The 15,224-nt window shown below is 60.1% G+C and carries 14 protein-coding genes and 1 pseudogene; 5 read left to right on the forward strand and 10 right to left on the reverse strand.

Going from position 1 to position 15,224, the window contains the following annotated elements:
- Positions 1 to 35: 35 nt before the first annotated feature.
- The gene (gcl, locus tag APH36_RS17525) at positions 36 to 1,811 is read right to left on the reverse strand and encodes a glyoxylate carboligase (protein WP_016711737.1); all 1,776 of its coding nucleotides are present in this window, start codon (positions 1,809 to 1,811) and stop codon (positions 36 to 38) included.
- A 257-nt stretch (positions 1,812 to 2,068) separates the two neighbouring features.
- Here gcl and APH36_RS17530 point away from each other — a divergent pair, with 257 nt between their 5' ends.
- A complete protein-coding gene (locus APH36_RS17530; RefSeq protein WP_028699366.1) occupies positions 2,069 to 2,509 on the forward strand; it encodes a heme-binding protein in 441 nt (146 codons plus the stop codon).
- Positions 2,510 to 2,632: 123 nt separating this feature from the next.
- Here the strand turns inward: APH36_RS17530 and APH36_RS17535 are convergent, their stop codons facing one another.
- Positions 2,633 to 3,244, reverse strand: coding sequence for a TetR/AcrR family transcriptional regulator (locus APH36_RS17535; RefSeq protein ID WP_060499633.1), 612 nt, complete (start codon positions 3,242 to 3,244; stop codon positions 2,633 to 2,635).
- Positions 3,245 to 3,376: 132 nt separating this feature from the next.
- Between APH36_RS17535 and APH36_RS17540 the strand changes: the two genes are divergently transcribed.
- Positions 3,377 to 4,285, forward strand: coding sequence for a DUF808 domain-containing protein (locus tag APH36_RS17540; protein ID WP_060499634.1), 909 nt, complete (start codon positions 3,377 to 3,379; stop codon positions 4,283 to 4,285).
- On the opposite strand, the pseudogene APH36_RS17545 reads toward APH36_RS17540, so the two are convergent.
- Positions 4,275 to 6,030, reverse strand: a pseudogene (locus APH36_RS17545) (LTA synthase family protein). The gene APH36_RS17540 and the pseudogene APH36_RS17545 overlap by 11 nt on opposite strands.
- Before the next feature lie 227 nt (positions 6,031 to 6,257).
- Here APH36_RS17545 and APH36_RS17550 point away from each other — a divergent pair.
- Positions 6,258 to 6,497 (forward strand): hypothetical protein, encoded by a 240-nt coding sequence (locus APH36_RS17550; protein WP_225521927.1) that lies wholly within the window; start codon positions 6,258 to 6,260, stop codon positions 6,495 to 6,497.
- Positions 6,498 to 6,575: 78 nt separating this feature from the next.
- Here the strand turns inward: APH36_RS17550 and APH36_RS17555 are convergent, their stop codons facing one another.
- From APH36_RS17555 to puuE, 7 genes are all read right to left on the reverse strand, one after another.
- Positions 6,576 to 7,358, reverse strand: coding sequence for an outer membrane protein OmpK (locus tag APH36_RS17555; RefSeq protein WP_060499635.1), 783 nt, complete (start codon positions 7,356 to 7,358; stop codon positions 6,576 to 6,578).
- A 355-nt stretch (positions 7,359 to 7,713) separates the two neighbouring features.
- Entirely contained in the window at positions 7,714 to 8,499 is a 786-nt protein-coding gene (locus APH36_RS17560) for an outer membrane protein OmpK (RefSeq protein WP_060499661.1), read from the reverse strand.
- Positions 8,500 to 8,639: 140 nt separating this feature from the next.
- Entirely contained in the window at positions 8,640 to 9,995 is a 1,356-nt protein-coding gene (locus APH36_RS17565; protein WP_016711731.1) for a nucleobase:cation symporter-2 family protein, read from the reverse strand.
- Between the two features lie 158 nt (positions 9,996 to 10,153).
- A complete protein-coding gene (locus APH36_RS17570; RefSeq protein ID WP_060499636.1) occupies positions 10,154 to 11,473 on the reverse strand; it encodes a urate hydroxylase PuuD in 1,320 nt (439 codons plus the stop codon).
- Positions 11,474 to 11,518: 45 nt separating this feature from the next.
- Positions 11,519 to 12,022 (reverse strand): ureidoglycolate lyase, encoded by a 504-nt coding sequence (locus APH36_RS17575; RefSeq protein ID WP_012315446.1) that lies wholly within the window; start codon positions 12,020 to 12,022, stop codon positions 11,519 to 11,521.
- A 49-nt stretch (positions 12,023 to 12,071) separates the two neighbouring features.
- Entirely contained in the window at positions 12,072 to 12,587 is a 516-nt protein-coding gene (gene uraD, locus APH36_RS17580) for a 2-oxo-4-hydroxy-4-carboxy-5-ureidoimidazoline decarboxylase (protein ID WP_060499637.1), read from the reverse strand.
- Complete coding sequence (puuE, locus tag APH36_RS17585; protein WP_060499638.1) at positions 12,587 to 13,513, reverse strand: allantoinase PuuE; 927 nt, start codon at positions 13,511 to 13,513, stop codon at positions 12,587 to 12,589. The genes uraD and puuE overlap by 1 nt, the downstream gene beginning before the upstream one ends.
- Before the next feature lie 400 nt (positions 13,514 to 13,913).
- Between puuE and uraH the strand changes: the two genes are divergently transcribed.
- Positions 13,914 to 14,267: a hydroxyisourate hydrolase gene (gene uraH, locus APH36_RS17590; protein WP_060499639.1), complete on the forward strand. Its 354-nt coding sequence runs from the start codon at positions 13,914 to 13,916 to the stop codon at positions 14,265 to 14,267.
- Positions 14,268 to 14,447: 180 nt separating this feature from the next.
- The gene (locus APH36_RS17595) at positions 14,448 to 15,218 is read left to right on the forward strand and encodes an RHS repeat-associated core domain-containing protein (RefSeq protein ID WP_060499640.1); all 771 of its coding nucleotides are present in this window, start codon (positions 14,448 to 14,450) and stop codon (positions 15,216 to 15,218) included.
- Positions 15,219 to 15,224: the final 6 nt, after the last annotated feature.

Genomic DNA, 15,224 nt, shown 5'->3' on the forward strand with positions numbered 1-15,224 from the left:
GAAGGCCCCCAGGTAGGCCTGGGGGCGTCAGGCGATCAGTCCAGCAGCGAGATGGCGGTTGGCGCGTCGTTGCCGACCAGGGCCAGGTCTTCGAACTCGTTGACCGCGTTGATCTCGGTGCCCATGGAAATGTTGGTTACACGCTCGAGAATCACTTCGACCACCACCGGCACGCGGAACTCTTCGGCCATTTTCTGTGCCTTGATCAGGGCAGGGGCGATTTCTGCCGGCTCGAACACACGGATGGCCTTGCAGCCCAGGCCTTCGACCACGGCGACGTGGTCGACACCGTAGGTGGCAGCGTCGGTGGAATTGATGTTCTCGAACGCCAGTTGTACACAGTAATCCATGTCGAAGCCACGCTGCGCCTGACGGATCAGGCCCAGGTAGGCGTTGTTCACCAGTACGTGTACGTACGGCAGGTTGAACTGCGCGCCCACGGCCAGCTCTTCGATCATGAACTGGAAGTCGTAGTCACCCGACAGCGCAACGACTTTGCGTTTCGGGTCGGCCTTGACCACGCCGAGGGCGGCAGGGATGGTCCAGCCCAGCGGGCCGGCCTGGCCGCAGTTGATCCAGTGGCGTGGCTTGTACACATGCAGGAACTGCGCGCCGGCAATCTGCGACAGGCCGATGGTGCTGACGTAGCAGGTGTCCTTGCCGAACACCTGGTTCATTTCTTCGTATACGCGCTGCGGCTTGACCGGCACGTTGTCGAAGTGGGTCTTGCGCTGCAGGCTGGCTTTGCGCTGCTGGCAGTCTTCCAGCCAGGCCTTGCGGCACTTCAGCTTGCCGGCGGCTTTCCACTCGCGGGCCACTTCCAGGAACACGTCCAGCGCCTTGCCAGCGTCGGAAACGATACCCAGGTCCGGGGTGAACACGCGGCCAATCTGGGTGGGTTCGATGTCGACGTGCACGAATTTGCGGCCTTCGGTGTAAACGTCGACCGAGCCGGTGTGACGGTTGGCCCAGCGGTTACCGATACCGAACACCAGGTCGGATTTGAGCAGGGTGGCGTTGCCGTAGCGGTGCGAAGTCTGCAGGCCGACCATGCCGACCATTTGTGCGTGGTCGTCCGGGATGGTGCCCCAGCCCATCAAAGTCGGGATGACCGGCACGCCGGTCAGCTCGGCGAACTCGACCAGCTTGTCGCTGGCGTCGGCGTTGATGATGCCGCCACCGGCCACCAGCAGTGGACGCTCGGCGTCATTGAGCAGGGCCAGGGCTTTTTCGGCCTGAACGCGGGTGGCGGACGGCTTGTTGATGGCCAGCGGCTCGTAGGCGTCGATGTCGAATTCGATTTCGGCCATCTGCACGTCGAACGGCAGGTCGATCAGTACCGGGCCTGGGCGACCGGTGCGCATTTCATAGAAGGCCTTCTGGAAGGCGTAAGGCACCTGGCCTGGCTCCAGAACGGTGGTCGCCCACTTGGTCACCGGCTTGACGATGTTGGTGATGTCGACCGCCTGGAAGTCTTCCTTGTGCAGGCGGGCACGCGGGGCCTGGCCGGTGATGCAGAGAATCGGGATGGAGTCGGCCGAGGCGCTGTACAGGCCGGTGACCATGTCGGTGCCGGCCGGGCCGGAAGTGCCGATGCACACGCCGATGTTGCCCGGGTTGGCACGGGTGTAGCCCTCGGCCATGTGCGAGGCACCTTCGACGTGACGAGCGAGGACGTGATCGATGCCACCGACTTTCTTCAGGGCCGAGTACAACGGGTTGATGGCAGCCCCCGGGATGCCGAACGCGGTATCTACACCTTCACGGCGCATGACCAGAACGGCTGCATCGATTGCTCTCATTTTGCTCATGGTTTGTGCCTCATCGATTTTGTAATTGTATACAACTTGCGTTGCGACAGAGTGTATTCACGGCTGACGCCTCAGGTCAATGGGTTTTCATCGGCTAAGCTGGCTTTCGCCAGAGCGCCAGTGAAAACGGCGATTTGCACCATCGCATACGATCGTTTCAAAATATTGTATACAAAAATACATCTCGTTGTGTTCTATTTGCTCTATCGGTTTTCAACTGCCCTCAGGGCTTCTCACAACAAGAAGAGGACCTTTTCATGAACGCTTTGAACCTGAACGTTGCTGTCAGCCTGGTGAATGCCGCACTGGCGGCGGGCCGCAAGATCAACGCCGCGCCGTTGACCGTAGCGGTGCTGGATGCCGGCGGGCACTTGCTGGCGCTGCAGCGCGAGGATGGCGCCAGCCTGATCCGGCCTGAGGTGGCCACGGGCAAGGCTTGGGGTGCGATTGCGCTGGGCAAGGGGTCGCGTTTGCTGGCGCTGGATGCACAGCAGCGGCCAGCGTTTTTTGCGGCGCTGAACGGGATGGGCGAACGGCCGGTGGTGCCGGCGCCGGGTGGGGTGCTGATTCGTGATCAGGCGGGCAAGGTGCTGGGTGCTGTCGGGATCAGCGGGGATACATCGGACATTGACGAGCAGTGTGCGATCAGTGCGATCGAGGAAGTGGGGTTGCGGGCGGATGCCGGGGTAGCTGCCTAAATCTCTATTGGCTGTACGGGCCTATTCGCGGGCAAGCCCGCTCCCACAGGTTCTCCACAATCTTCAGGCATGTGGTGATCTTGTGGGAGCGGGCTTGCCCGCGAAAGAGGCCAGCGCCGAGGCTCAGGCCACCTCAGGCTCACAGCCCTTGAGCACCATGCGAATGATGGTCTCCGCCGCCGCGTCATAATCACTGTCGGCCAGCTTGGCCTTACCCGTCACCGCAGAAATCTGCCAGTCGAAATCTGCATAGGTCTGTGTCGCCGCCCAGATGCTGAACATCAGGTGGTGCGCGTCCACATGGGCAATCTGCCCACGGTCGATCCAGCGCTGGATGCACTCGATGTTGTGCCGGGCCTGCTCGTTCAACTGCTCAACCTGGTTCGGCGACAGGTGCGGGGCGCCGTGCATGATCTCGCTGGCGAACACCTTGGAGGCGTGCGGCAGGTCACGCGAAATGCGGATCTTCGAACGAATGTATGAACTTAGCACTTCCTTCGGATCGCCGTCGGCATTGAACGGCGTCGACGCCTGCATGATTGGCGCGATGATGCTTTCCAGGACCTCGCGGTAGAGGTTGTCCTTGGACTTGAAGTAGTAATACACGTTTGGCTTGGGCAGGCCGGCCTTGGCCGCGATATCGCTGGTCTTGGTGGCGGCGAAGCCCTTGTCGGCGAATTCCTCGCTGGCCGCGCGCAGGATCAGTTCCTTGTTGCGCTCGCGAATGGTGCTCATGGTCAGGGATCTTCCTCGTGTCTGGCCACCTCTAAGAGGGATCGGGCATGGTAGCACCGGGCTCGACGGGGGCTCAAGGCAGCGGCTTTGGGCTAGAATCGATGGCACCTACACATCTGGATACAGGCAAACATGGCAGGAAGCAGTCTACTGGTACTGATCGACGACATCGCCACGGTGCTTGATGACGTCTCGGTGATGACCAAAGTGGCAGCGAAAAAGACCGCAGGCGTGCTGGGCGACGACTTGGCGCTGAATGCCCAGCAGGTCACCGGTGTGCGTGCCGAACGCGAAATCCCGGTGGTGTGGGCGGTGGCCAAAGGGTCGATGGTGAACAAGGCCATCCTGGTGCCGGCGGCGCTGTTGATCAGCGCGTTCATCCCTTGGGCGGTGACGCCGTTGCTGATGGTGGGCGGTGCCTACCTGTGCTTCGAGGGTTTCGAGAAGCTGGCACACAAGTTCTTGCACAGCAAAGAAGAGCATGAGGCTGAGCACGAAGCCCGTAAGGAGGCGGTGGCCGATGCCAATGTCGACCTGGTGGCGTTCGAGAAAACCAAGATCAAGGGCGCGGTGCGCACCGACTTCATTCTCTCGGCGGAGATCATCGCCATCACCCTGGGCACCGTGGCCGATGCGCCGCTTACCCAGCAGATCATCGTGCTGTCGGGCATTGCCATTGTCATGACCATCGGCGTTTACGGGTTGGTGGCGGGTATCGTCAAGCTGGATGACCTGGGGTTGTGGATGACCCGGAAGGCTTCGCGTCTGGCTCAGGTGTTGGGTAACGGCATCCTGCAGACAGCGCCGTACATGATGAAGAGCCTGTCGGTGATCGGTACGGCGGCGATGTTTCTGGTGGGTGGCGGCATTCTGGTGCATGGCATCGCGCCCTTGCATCATGCCATTGAGGCGTTCAGCGAAGGGCGCGGTGGGGCGCTGACCGGTGCGCTGCTCAACGGCGTGGCCGGGGTGGTGGCCGGTGCCGTGGTACTCGCGGTGGTCAGCGCGATCTCTAAGGTTTGGCGTGCGGTCAGGGGCTGACCGCCACGCCTTTGTCCTCATCGCTGGCTGCCGGTTGCCAGGCGAGTAGGCCTTTGCTGAAATCGTTGGCCGCACTCTGGTAGTAGGCGATGGCCCGGCGTACCAATGGGTTGTCGGTGTTTGCGGTCATTTCTCGGCTGTTACCCAATGCATCCTGATGCACACGCATGCCGCCGCGCGGGCTGAGGATTGCCAGGTCCTTACCGTCGAACAGGCCCAGGTGCTGATAGTTTCCGATCAGTACCCGCGGCGGCAGGGCGTCTTCACGCAGCAGGTCGCGGCCGAAGAAGGTCGAGGTGTAGCTGAGATTCAGCAGGCCGAGCAAGGTCGGTGCAAGGTCGATCTGGCTGGCCAGTTGGGCGTCCTCGCGCGGGGCGATCAGCTTGGGGGCGTAGATCCACAGCGGGATCTGGTAATTGTTCACCGGCAGGTCCTCCATGCCGGCGCTACCGGCGGTGTGGTCGGCCACGAAGACGAACAGGGTGTTGTCGAACCATGGCTTGCCCTTGGCTTCGCGCAGGAACTGCGCGATGGCATGGTCGGTGTACTTCACCGCACCTTCACGGCCTTCACCCGAAGGGATGTCGATACGGCCGTCCGGGTAGGTGTAAGGGCGGTGGTTGGAGGTGGTCATCAGTTGCAGCAAGAACGGCTGCTGCTTGGCATGGTCGGCATCGGCCAGTTTCAGGGCCTGCTTGTACAGGTCTTCGTCGGCCATGCCCCAGGCATTCTTGAAGCTGATTTCGCTTTCATCCACGCTGCTTTGGTCGACGATACGGTAACCGTTGCCGCTGAAGAAGGCGTTCATGTTGTCGAAGTAGCCACGCCCGCCATAGACAAACACGGGGTCATAGCCGACAGCAGCCAGTTGCTGGCCCAGGCTGCCGTAACCGCTTTCGCGGCCGATGCGTTTGACGATGGAGCGGCCCGGTGTTGGCGGGATCGACAGGGTGATGGCCTCCAAGCCACGGTCGGTGCGGGTACCGGTGGCGTAAAAGTTGTTGAAGTACAGGCTTTCGCGGCGCAGGGCGTCCAGGTTGGGCGTGAGGTTGCGCGGGTCGCCGTTGCTGCCCATGTACTTGGCGCTGAAGCTTTCGATGGTGACCAGGATGATGTTGGGCTTGCGTGGCTCGCCGCTGGCGCTGATATGGCGGCGGATGTCCTCGGGCTCGCTGGCCTGGAACCGTGCGTTGGGCTCGGCCAGCTCCTGGTGCATCTGCGCACCGGCTTCGCTGGCATCGAGGGTGGCGTAGAACTGGCTGTAGTCCAGTTCGTTGTTACGGAACGCGGCAAAGAACTGGTACGGGCCGTTGCTGGCCAGTTCGCGTTGGTAGGCGTTGCCCCCCTGGCCGCGGGGGAACTGTTGGTCTACCAGTAGCACACTTAGGCCGCCCAGTAGCGCCAGCACGGCAATGCCGCCAAGGCGCTGGCCTAAGGTCAGGCCGGGCGCTGCGAGCGCTTGCGTCAAGGGCCTGCGCAGGACCAGGGCAAGTAGCACGGCGATGCCAACGAGTGCGCCACAAGGCTGCCGGGCACAAGGCCAGGTACAGCCCCAGCGGCAGGGCGGCGTAGGTGAGGAAGCTCAGGTCGTACAAGGCACCACTGAAGAACATTGAGACGTAGTCGCCATGTACTTCATCCAGATGAGTGGCCAGCAATACCAGTCGGGTCAGCAAGAAGATACCGAACCACAGTGAGCAAACTAACAGAAGATATCGCCACGGGGTGGCGAGGGGCGTGCGCATTAAGTAGGCCTGCTTTCTTTTTTGAATGCGAGAATCCAAGCCTGCTAAAGGGCAAAGTGCAAAAATTTTGTCAAAAATTTTCGATGTTTGAGTGGAAGGCCTGGCCTTATAGTCAGTACTTTGCTTTTTCCTACAGCTCGGGAGGGGAAAACCATGTTTGGTAAAGTATTGACTTACGATGTGTACCACCTGGCGCTTTATCTGGGCGCGGTCATGGCCTGGGGGCGTTGGGCCTGTGGCTGTTACTGCGTGGGGCGGGCGTCGAGGCTTTGTACAAGGGCTGTGCGATGTTCGGTCTGGCATTGATAATCAGCAGCATCATGCTCGTGCTGGACATCTTTCGAGTGATTGAACACTGGCAGGTAGAAGCGGGGCTTTTGCTGTTTGGTGTGTTATTGCCTTGCCTGGTTGCTCTGACTTTCAAGGCAACTTTAAATGAAAGTAGGATTGATCTGAATAAGCTGTAGGAAATTACTTACATGCAGCTCAGGGCATTGCACGTGACAGCGCGTTGTTAATGCAACGCGCTGTCACGTTTCAGCGCATCAGAAGTGCACTTTCACCAGGAAACTCATGGTGTTCTGGTCAGTGGTGAACGCATCGCTGTCCTTGATGCCGTACTTGTTCTTCCAGTAGTCATACTCCACACCCACGTACAACTGCTTCTCACCCAAGTGCAATGCCTTGCCCAGGTCATACTTGATCTGCGGGTTGAAGTGCAGGTTGGCGTGGTAGGTGCCGCGGCGGTTTTCGTCGTTGTCCACCACCCAGTCCATGAAGCCGTCGATCAGCACGTCGGAATCGCCCACCGGAATGGTGTACGACCACACCGGGGTGATCTGCCACACGTTGTCGCCGGCGCGGCTGCCGTCGGTGGTGCGGTTGTAGAAGTTCAGCTGGAAGTAGTCGAAGCCGGGGATGGCTAGGTCGAAGCCTGGGCCGATCAGGTACGACTCGGTGTCACCCTCGCCAAACTCGTAGGTCATGGCCAGCAGCACGTCCTTGACCGGGCCGAACTCCAGCTTCTGGTCGAAGATCTTGCCGAACGACAGGCGTGGGCTGAACTCACCGTAGTAGGTGTTGGGACCGTTGCTGGCGTCCTTCTTGCCCTGGTAGAAAATCTTGTCGACGAAGAAGAAGTTGTCGCCGTACTTCCACGCGTCAGCGTGCTCGAAGGTGAAGGTTTGCTGGGTTTCCGGGTTGACCTTGAAGTTCTTGCCCCACAGGTAGGTCAGGCTGTTGTTCTGCCATTGCAGCAGGTCGCCGCCGAAGGTGGTGCCACAGGCCAGCAGGCCGCCGGCGAGGATCAGGCTGTTGATGGTACGCATTGCGAGTGTCGCTCCCTTGATTGATCTGTTGTCAGCGCTCGGTATTGGCGCTTTTTTGTTGTCTTACGAGTCAGCTTTTTTCGATAGGCCACAGCTGTTTGGCAAGGGTCGGGCCAACTTTCCTGGGTTGGCAAAACCTTCCTGCTCGACTTCGTTCTGAACGGATGAAAAGGGTATTTCAGGCTGGCAACACGTTGGCCAACCGCCCGTATTCATTGACTGAGCGGTCAGTAAACGCAGGCAGAATCCGTTCTGCCCTGATCGAGGGGGCGCGCAGATTACTGGCTTGCGCGCCGGGCCTCAAGTGCTCCGTCCTGGAGCGGGGTGGTACAAACTTGTGCGTTTGGTCAGTTTTCTAGAAGTGCACTTTGATCAGCGCACTGGCGACACTCTGGTTGCTGTCCAGATTGCCGCGGCTGTCGATGCCGTACTTGTCCTTCCAGTAGCTGTACTCAAAACCCACGTACAGCTGCTTGGCGCCCAGGTTCAGCGCCTTGCCCAGGTCGTACTTCACCTGCGGGTTGAAGTGCAGGTTGGCGTGATAGGTGCCACGGCGGGTCTGGTCGTTGTCGGTGACCCAGTCCATGTAACCGTCGATCAGAATGTCAGACCGGCCCACGGGGATGGTGTAGGACCAGCCGGGGGTAATCTGCCAGACGTTGTCACCGGGGCGGCTGCCCTCGGTGTTGCGCACGTAGAAATTCAGGGTGAAATAGTTGAAGCCGGGGATGTCGAGGTCGAAGCCGGGGCCGATCAGGTAGGCCTCGTTGTCGCCTTCGCCGCGCTCGTAGGTCATGGCCAGCAACACGTCCTTGACCGGGCCGAAGGCCAGTTTCTTATCGAAGATCTTGCCGAACGACAGGCGCGGGCTGAACTCGCCGTAGTAGGTGGTCACGCCTTTGCTGGCGTCGGCCTTGCCGTTGTAGAAGATTTTGTCGACGAACATGAAGGTGTCGCCGTACTTCCATTTGTTGGCGTGCTCGAACGTGATGGTCTGCTGGATATCAGGGTTGACCTTGAAGTCCTTGCCGTACAGGTAGGTCAGGCTTTCGCCGTGCCATTGCAGCCATTCGCCTGCATGCGAGGGGAGGGTGGCCAGCAGGCTGCTGCCCAGCAACAGTGACGTGGTGATGCGCTTCATGTTGTGATTCCCGGACTTATTGTTTTTGTTGGCGGTTTTTTTGGCGCGCAGGCGCCCCGGGCGGCCCATTCCGGCGGGCCGACGGTGTTGCGTTTACTGCTTATATGAATGCGGGGCGGTCATGCGCCGCCCCGTCTGGCTCAATGCTGGTGACAAGCGTCGTTGTGCACCGCGCGTTCGGCGCCACCGAGGATGTTGAACAGTACGTTCAACACCAGGGCACTGACCGTGGCCATGGCGATACCACTGTGGGTGATGGGTTCCATCCACTGTGGCATCTGGGCGAAGAACTCCGGTCGCACCACGGGGATCAGCCCGAAGCCGACGCTCACCGCCACCAGCAGCTGGTTGCGGCGGTCGCCGATGTCCGCTTCCTGGAGAATCTTGATCCCGGTGGCGGTGACCATGCCGAACATGGCAATGGACGCGCCGCCCAGTACAGCGGGTGGGATCGAAGCAATCAGGAAGGCCGCCTTGGGCAGCAGGCTGAGCACAATCAGCAGTGCACCGGCCACGATGGTGACAAAGCGGCAGCGCACCCCGGTCATCTGCACCAGGCCGATGTTCTGGGCGAACGAGGAGTGGGTGAAGGTGTTGAAGAAGCCGGCGATGAACGATGCACCGGCATCGCACAGCAGGCCGCGGCGCAGCATCCCTGGGGTGACTTCGCGATCGGTCACCTTGCCCAGGGCCAGGAACATGCCCGTGGACTCGACGAAGATGATCACCACCACCAGGCACATGGACAGGATCGGCGCCAGGCTGAAGGTCGGCATGCCGAAGTGCAGTGGGGTGACCACTTGCAACCACGGTGCGTCTTTCAGGCCCGACAGGTCGACCATGCCGATGGAACCGGCCAGGATGTAGCCAAGGCCCATGCCCACCAGTACCGACACGTTGACCCAGAACCCGCGCATGAAGCGGTTGATCAGCAGGATGACCGCCAGCACCAGGCCGGCTACCAGTAGGTAGATCGGCGAGCCGAAGGTTTCTGCTTCATGGCCGCCACCGGCCCAGTTGACCGCCACCGGGAACAGCGACAGGCCAATCGAGGTAATCACCGTGCCGGTGACCAGCGGCGGGAAGAAACGCACGACCTTGGACATGAACGGCGCGATCAGCATGCCGAAGAACCCGGCGGCGATGGTCGCGCCGAAGATCCCCTGCAGGCCCACGCCGGGCATGCCGGCCATGGCCACCATGCTGCCGACGGCAGCGAAGCTGGCCCCCATCATCACCGGCATGCGGATGCCCACCGGGCCGATACCGAACGACTGGATAATGGTGGCGACACCAGCAACCAGCAGGTCGGCGTTGATCAGGAAAGCGACTTCTTCACGGGACAACCCGGCGGCCTGGCCAATGATCAGCGGCACGGCGATGGCGCCACCGTACATCAGCAGAACGTGTTGCAGGCCAACCAGGATCAGTTGGAACAGGGGCAAGGGCTCGCGCGGCGGCGCAATGGGGATGTACGCCTTGCGTGACTCGGACATGCAGCACCTCGAGTTTTGTTTTTATTCTCGGATCCAAGCGCCAGGCTCCAGGCGGCAAGCTTCACGTAGAAGCTTGGTGGTCCGCGTTGGAGCCTGACGCTCGATGCTTGCTTGTTACCTACGACTTACAGCTTGAGGCTTGAAGCTTGCGGCTTCGATCAGTTGACCGGGGCACCTTTGGCGATCCAGTCACCGACGAGCTTGCGCTCCTCGGTGGTCATCTGGGTGATGTTGCCCAGCGGCATGATCTGGCTGGCGACCGCTTGCGCCTGGATGCGCGCGGCCTGGGCCTGGATCTGCTGCGGGGTGTCGAACATCACGCCGGCAGGGGCGGCGCTGAACAGTGGGCTGGTCGGCTTGGACGAGTGGCACACGGTGCAGCGTTCCTGGATGACGTTGTGGATCTTGTCGAAGCTGTCGCCGCCAGCCTGGGCAGTCGCCTGGGCAGGTGCTTCAGCCGGTGCTTCGGCAGGTTTGGCTGCTTCTTCGGCACGCAGTTCGGCGGCGGTCTTGCCACCGACGGCAGTAGCCGGCAGTGGTTGGTACTCGACTTTCGCTGCGGCTTGCTCCGGCGATACAGCCATCGGCTTAGGGCCGGTAACGTAGGCCAGGCAAATCATTGCCAGGGCGCCGACCGGCAGGGTCCAGGCGTACTTGTTGCTGTCGTGGCGGGTGTTGAAGTAGTGGCGGATCAGAACCGCGGCGACTGCAATGCCGGCCAGGATCAGCCAGTTGTACTGGCTACCGTAGGTGCTCGGGAAGTGGTTGCTGATCATGATGAACAGCACCGGCAGGGTGAAGTAGTTGTTGTGACGCGAACGCAGCAGACCCTTGGCCGGCAGTACCGGGTCGGGCGTCTGGTTGTTCTCGATCGCCGCCACCAGCTGGCGCTGGGCCGGCATGATGATGCGGAACACGTTACCCACCATGATGGTGCCGATGATCGCGCCGGTGTGCAGGTAGGCGCCACGGCCACTGAACACCAGGCTGAAACCGAAGCAGGCGGCAATGATCAGGACGAACAGTACGGCACCGAGCAGGGCAGGTTTTTTACCCAGTGGCGAATCGCACAGGAAGTCGTAGATGAACCAGCCGGCCACCAGCGAACCGATCCCGATGGCCACGCCTTCGGCACCGCTCAGGGTGCTGCCAGGGGCCAGCAGGTACAGGGTCGGGTTCCAGTAGAACACCACGCACAGCAGGGCGATACCGGACATCCAGGTGAAGTAGGCTTCCCATTTGAACCAGTGCAGGTTCTCGGGCATTTTCGGGGGGGCGAGCTTGTATTTCTCCAGGTGGTAGATACCACCGCCGTGAATCGCCCAGAGATCACCCGACAACCCATCGCGCGGGTTGCTTCGGTTCAGGTGGTTCTCCAGCCAGACGAAGTAGAACGATGCACCGATCCAGGCGACACCGGTGATCATGTGAACCCAGCGAATGCTCAGGTTCAGCCATTCGTGAAGGTGTGCTTCCACAGTATGTACCTCTGCCGATCACCGTGAACGATGACCGACCTTTTCTTATTGGTGGGGATTGAGGATCAGCATCTGTTCCTCGGTGAAGTAATGCTCATCGCAGTTGTTGCCAGAACCGCTGCGATCAACCACCAGGAAGTCATCCCGCTTTTCGATCGTCAGCACCGGGTGGTGCCAGACGCCGCGATGGTAATTAACGCCCTGCCTGCCATTACTGCGGAAGGCCCGGACCAAGCCTGATACAGGTGCATCGCCAACGGGCGCGACCACGATCAGAAAGGGGTTGCCGAGCAGCGGGATGAAAGCCTGGCTGCCCAGCGGATGGCGTTCCAGCATGCGTACGGTCAGCGGCATGTCCAGCGCGTCGGCGCGGAAGATGCTGATGATCGCCTTGTCTTCAGGCTCGGCGGTTTCGACCGTGGCGAGCTTGTGAAAGCGCATGGTCGAGCCGTTGTTGATCATGAAGTGGTCGCTGCCGTCGGTTTCGATCACGTCACCGAAGGGGGCGAAGGCTTCTTTGGTCAGGGGCTCGATCATCAGGGTGCGCATGCGGGTCTCTCTTATCTATTCGTTGTACTGAAAAAGGTTCGGCTGTTGCTTACAGCTGCAGCAGGCGGAACAGGGCGATCAGGTTGATCTGCGCCAGGGCTTCCTTGAACTCGGTATCGGCATCGTTGTGGATGCGCTTCTCGAAGGCGGCGAGGATCTGGTGCCGGTTGCTGCCCTTCACCGCCATGATGAACGGGAACTGGAACTTAGCCTTGTAGGCGTCGTTCAGCTCGGTGAAGCGGGCGAACTCTTCGGCGGTGCACTGGTGAATGCCGGCACCGGCCTGTTCGTTGGTGCTCGATTCGGTCAGCTCGCCCTGGATGGCGGCCTTGCCGGCCAGGTCCGGGTGAGCGTTGATCAGTGCCAGCTGGTCGGCGTGGTTGGCGCTGAGCAGAATGTCGCTCATGCGCTGGTGCAGGGCTTCGATTTCGTCCAGCTCGCCCAGTTGGCCCAGGTCATAGGCCTTTTCGGCCACCCACGGCGAGTGCTCGTAGATGTCGGCGAAGGCGCTGACGAAGGCGTCACGGCCCAGGGCGGATGGCTTGAGGGTGTTGAAGGCGGTCATCAGGCGTTCTCTTTCTTGTACGGGTGGGTGGTGTGCCAGTGGCGGGCGATGTCCACGCGACGGGCGAACCAGACCTGGTCATGGCTTTTTGCGTAATCGACGAAGCGCTTCAGGGCGGCCAGGCGCGCCGGGCGGCCGACCAGGCGGCAGTGCAGGCCGATGGACAACATTTTCGGTGCTTCGGCGCCTTCGGCGTACAGCACATCGAAGGCGTCTTTCAGGTACTGGAAGAACTGCTCGCCGCAGTTGAAGCCCTGTACCTGGGTGAAGCGCATGTCGTTGGTGTCCAGGGTGTAGGGGATCACCAGGTGCGGCTTGCCGGTAGGGTTGTTCGGCTCCCAGTAGGGCAGGTCGTCGTCGTAGGTGTCGCTGTCGTACAGGAAACCACCTTCCTCCATCACCAGGCGACGGGTGTTCGGGCCGGTGCGGCCGGTGTACCAGCCCAGCGGGCGTTCGCCGGTGAGTTCGGTGAGGATGCGGATGGCTTCGAGCATATGCTCGCGCTCCTGGGCCTCGTCCATGTTCTGGTAGTCGATCCAGCGGTAGCCGTGGCTGCAGATCTCGTGGCCGGCTTCGACCATGGCACGGATGACATCGGGGTGGCGCTGGGCGGCCATGGCCACGGCGAAGATGGTGAGCGGGACGCCGCTGTCCTTGAACAGCTTCAGCAGCCGCCACACGCCGGCACGGCTGCCGTATTCGTACAGCGACTCCATGCTCATGTTGCGCGCGCCCTGCAGTGGCTGGGCGGCTACCATTTCGGACAGGAAGGCTTCGGACTCCTTGTCACCGTGCAGGATGTTGCGTTCGCCGCCTTCTTCGTAGTTGAGGACGAAAGACAGCGCGATGCGAGCGTTGCCCGGCCATTGCGGGTGAGGAGGGTTGTTGCCGTAACCGATCAGGTCGCGAGGGTAGTCAGCGCTCACTGCAGTCTTCCTTCTTGTGCGTTTGTGCGGGGGGGTGGGCGGGCCGCGTCGGGATGTCGCACCACCGGATGGGCTGATTGTATACAACTTCTGAAATCTTTTGTAAGCCTGTTTTTCCGCATTTCTTTCCTTTTGTCGCCGCGCAGCGACCTGGAAACACAGTGCAAGAAACCTGCCTGATTGGTCAGCTAATGACATTGGGGTCGTTACAGTGCCTGTATTTGCGACCGATGGGTCGTTTATAGGCAGGAAACGCCGGGTGCGACGGATGGGTACAAAAAATTGTGTACAATTTTACGGAGGAATGTCTTAATGGCGTCATTCCCGCCTACCGCAGGCCCTGTTTGGGTGCATAGGCTGAGTATTTCTTGCCCACAGATTGAACAAGAGGCGACACGCAATGGGACGTTTGACCACACACGTACTGGATGCCGCGCATGGCTGCCCGGGCAGCTCGATCAAGGTCGAGCTTTACCGTGTCGAGGGCCAGCAGCTGGAGCTGGTGAACACCGCCCTGACCAACAGCGATGGCCGCGTCGACGCGCCGCTGCTGCAGGGTGACGACTACCGCACTGGTGTGTACCAGTTGCAGTTCAGCGCTGGCGATTACTACCGCGCTCGTGGCGTGCAGTTGCCGACCCAGGCGTTTCTGGATGTTGTGGTGCTGCGTTTTGGCATCGACGAGGCGCAAGAGCACTACCACGTGCCGCTGCTGATCTCGCCGTACAGCTATTCGACCTATCGTGGAAGCTAGTTGGTCGCTAGAAGAATCTTCGTAGGTCCTTTGGCCCGCTCTCACACTGGCGGGCTTTTTTTCGTCTGGTGTTTTGTATTTTCATTTGAAATCAGCCCTTCGACTGACATTTTTGTCAGTAGACATTTATGGGCTCAGTTGAAAAAAATGGACTTCGTGTGGCGCCTGAGGGTTCGTCCGATGAGCACAACCAACGTGTATTCGCCTTATGGTTACCGAAGCGCTAAAACGGCGTCGACCGACGCATTAGGCTTCAATGGTCAGTTTTTTCAGGCTGCACTGGAAGGCTATGCGCTCGGAAATGGTCACCGGGTATACAGCCCTCGCCTCATGCGATTTATCAGCCCGGATAGCTTGAGCCCATTTAACAAAGGCGGAATCAACGCCTATGCGTACTGCCTGAATGATCCTGTCAACGGGCAGGATCCCAGTGGAAAAAATCCCTTCAGGCGAGTCGCTAGAAGATTTTGGGGTGTTGTTGAGCAGACAGCCAGCCGTTTCAAATCGCTTGCCGTGGAAGATGGGCTCACGAACAATCAATACTGGAATATGGGCGAAGAGATGAACTATGCGAGTAAGCAAGTAAAACAGAGCACGACCTTATTCAGGGAGATAACCAGCAAAAACGGCTTCGCGCAGCTCGAGCCGGGGTGGAACCACAAATTTGTACTCACCAAAGAGAGCCGGTTGGTCGTGTTCAGCAGCAAGGATGACCTCACAATGCCAAGTCACGGCAGCCTCGCTGAATTTTCTGGGCTGGGTTTTGGCACAAAGGGTCTTGGCGAGAGCGTAAAGTGCGCTGGATACATCATCCTGGGTGACGGTGATCAAATTTCTTTCAATAATCATTCTGGCCACTTTCAGACCCGCTTCGAGAACCTATATGAATTGAATGATGTCTTGGAAAAGCTCGGTGTTGATGCGAATTTCATCCGAGCCTTTGGCTCTTGACACTAT

The organism is Pseudomonas sp. NBRC 111133 (genome assembly GCF_001320605.1).
In the GTDB taxonomy this organism is placed as follows: domain Bacteria; phylum Pseudomonadota; class Gammaproteobacteria; order Pseudomonadales; family Pseudomonadaceae; genus Aquipseudomonas; species Aquipseudomonas monteilii.

What these genes read in the sequence shown, in the direction of transcription:
- gcl (WP_016711737.1), bottom strand. Translation starts at nt 1,811, where the DNA reads ATGAGCAAAATGAGAGCAATCGATGCAGCCGTTCTGGTCATGCGCCGT.
- APH36_RS17530 (WP_028699366.1), top strand. Translation starts at nt 2,069, where the DNA reads ATGAACGCTTTGAACCTGAACGTTGCTGTCAGCCTGGTGAATGCCGCA.
- APH36_RS17535 (WP_060499633.1), bottom strand. Translation starts at nt 3,244, where the DNA reads ATGAGCACCATTCGCGAGCGCAACAAGGAACTGATCCTGCGCGCGGCC.
- APH36_RS17540 (WP_060499634.1), top strand. Translation starts at nt 3,377, where the DNA reads ATGGCAGGAAGCAGTCTACTGGTACTGATCGACGACATCGCCACGGTG.
- APH36_RS17555 (WP_060499635.1), bottom strand. Translation starts at nt 7,358, where the DNA reads ATGCGTACCATCAACAGCCTGATCCTCGCCGGCGGCCTGCTGGCCTGT.
- APH36_RS17560 (WP_060499661.1), bottom strand. Translation starts at nt 8,499, where the DNA reads ATGAAGCGCATCACCACGTCACTGTTGCTGGGCAGCAGCCTGCTGGCC.
- APH36_RS17565 (WP_016711731.1), bottom strand. Translation starts at nt 9,995, where the DNA reads ATGTCCGAGTCACGCAAGGCGTACATCCCCATTGCGCCGCCGCGCGAG.
- APH36_RS17575 (WP_012315446.1), bottom strand. Translation starts at nt 12,022, where the DNA reads ATGCGCACCCTGATGATCGAGCCCCTGACCAAAGAAGCCTTCGCCCCC.
- uraD (WP_060499637.1), bottom strand. Translation starts at nt 12,587, where the DNA reads ATGACCGCCTTCAACACCCTCAAGCCATCCGCCCTGGGCCGTGACGCC.
- uraH (WP_060499639.1), top strand. Translation starts at nt 13,914, where the DNA reads ATGGGACGTTTGACCACACACGTACTGGATGCCGCGCATGGCTGCCCG.
- APH36_RS17595 (WP_060499640.1), top strand. Translation starts at nt 14,448, where the DNA reads ATGAGCACAACCAACGTGTATTCGCCTTATGGTTACCGAAGCGCTAAA.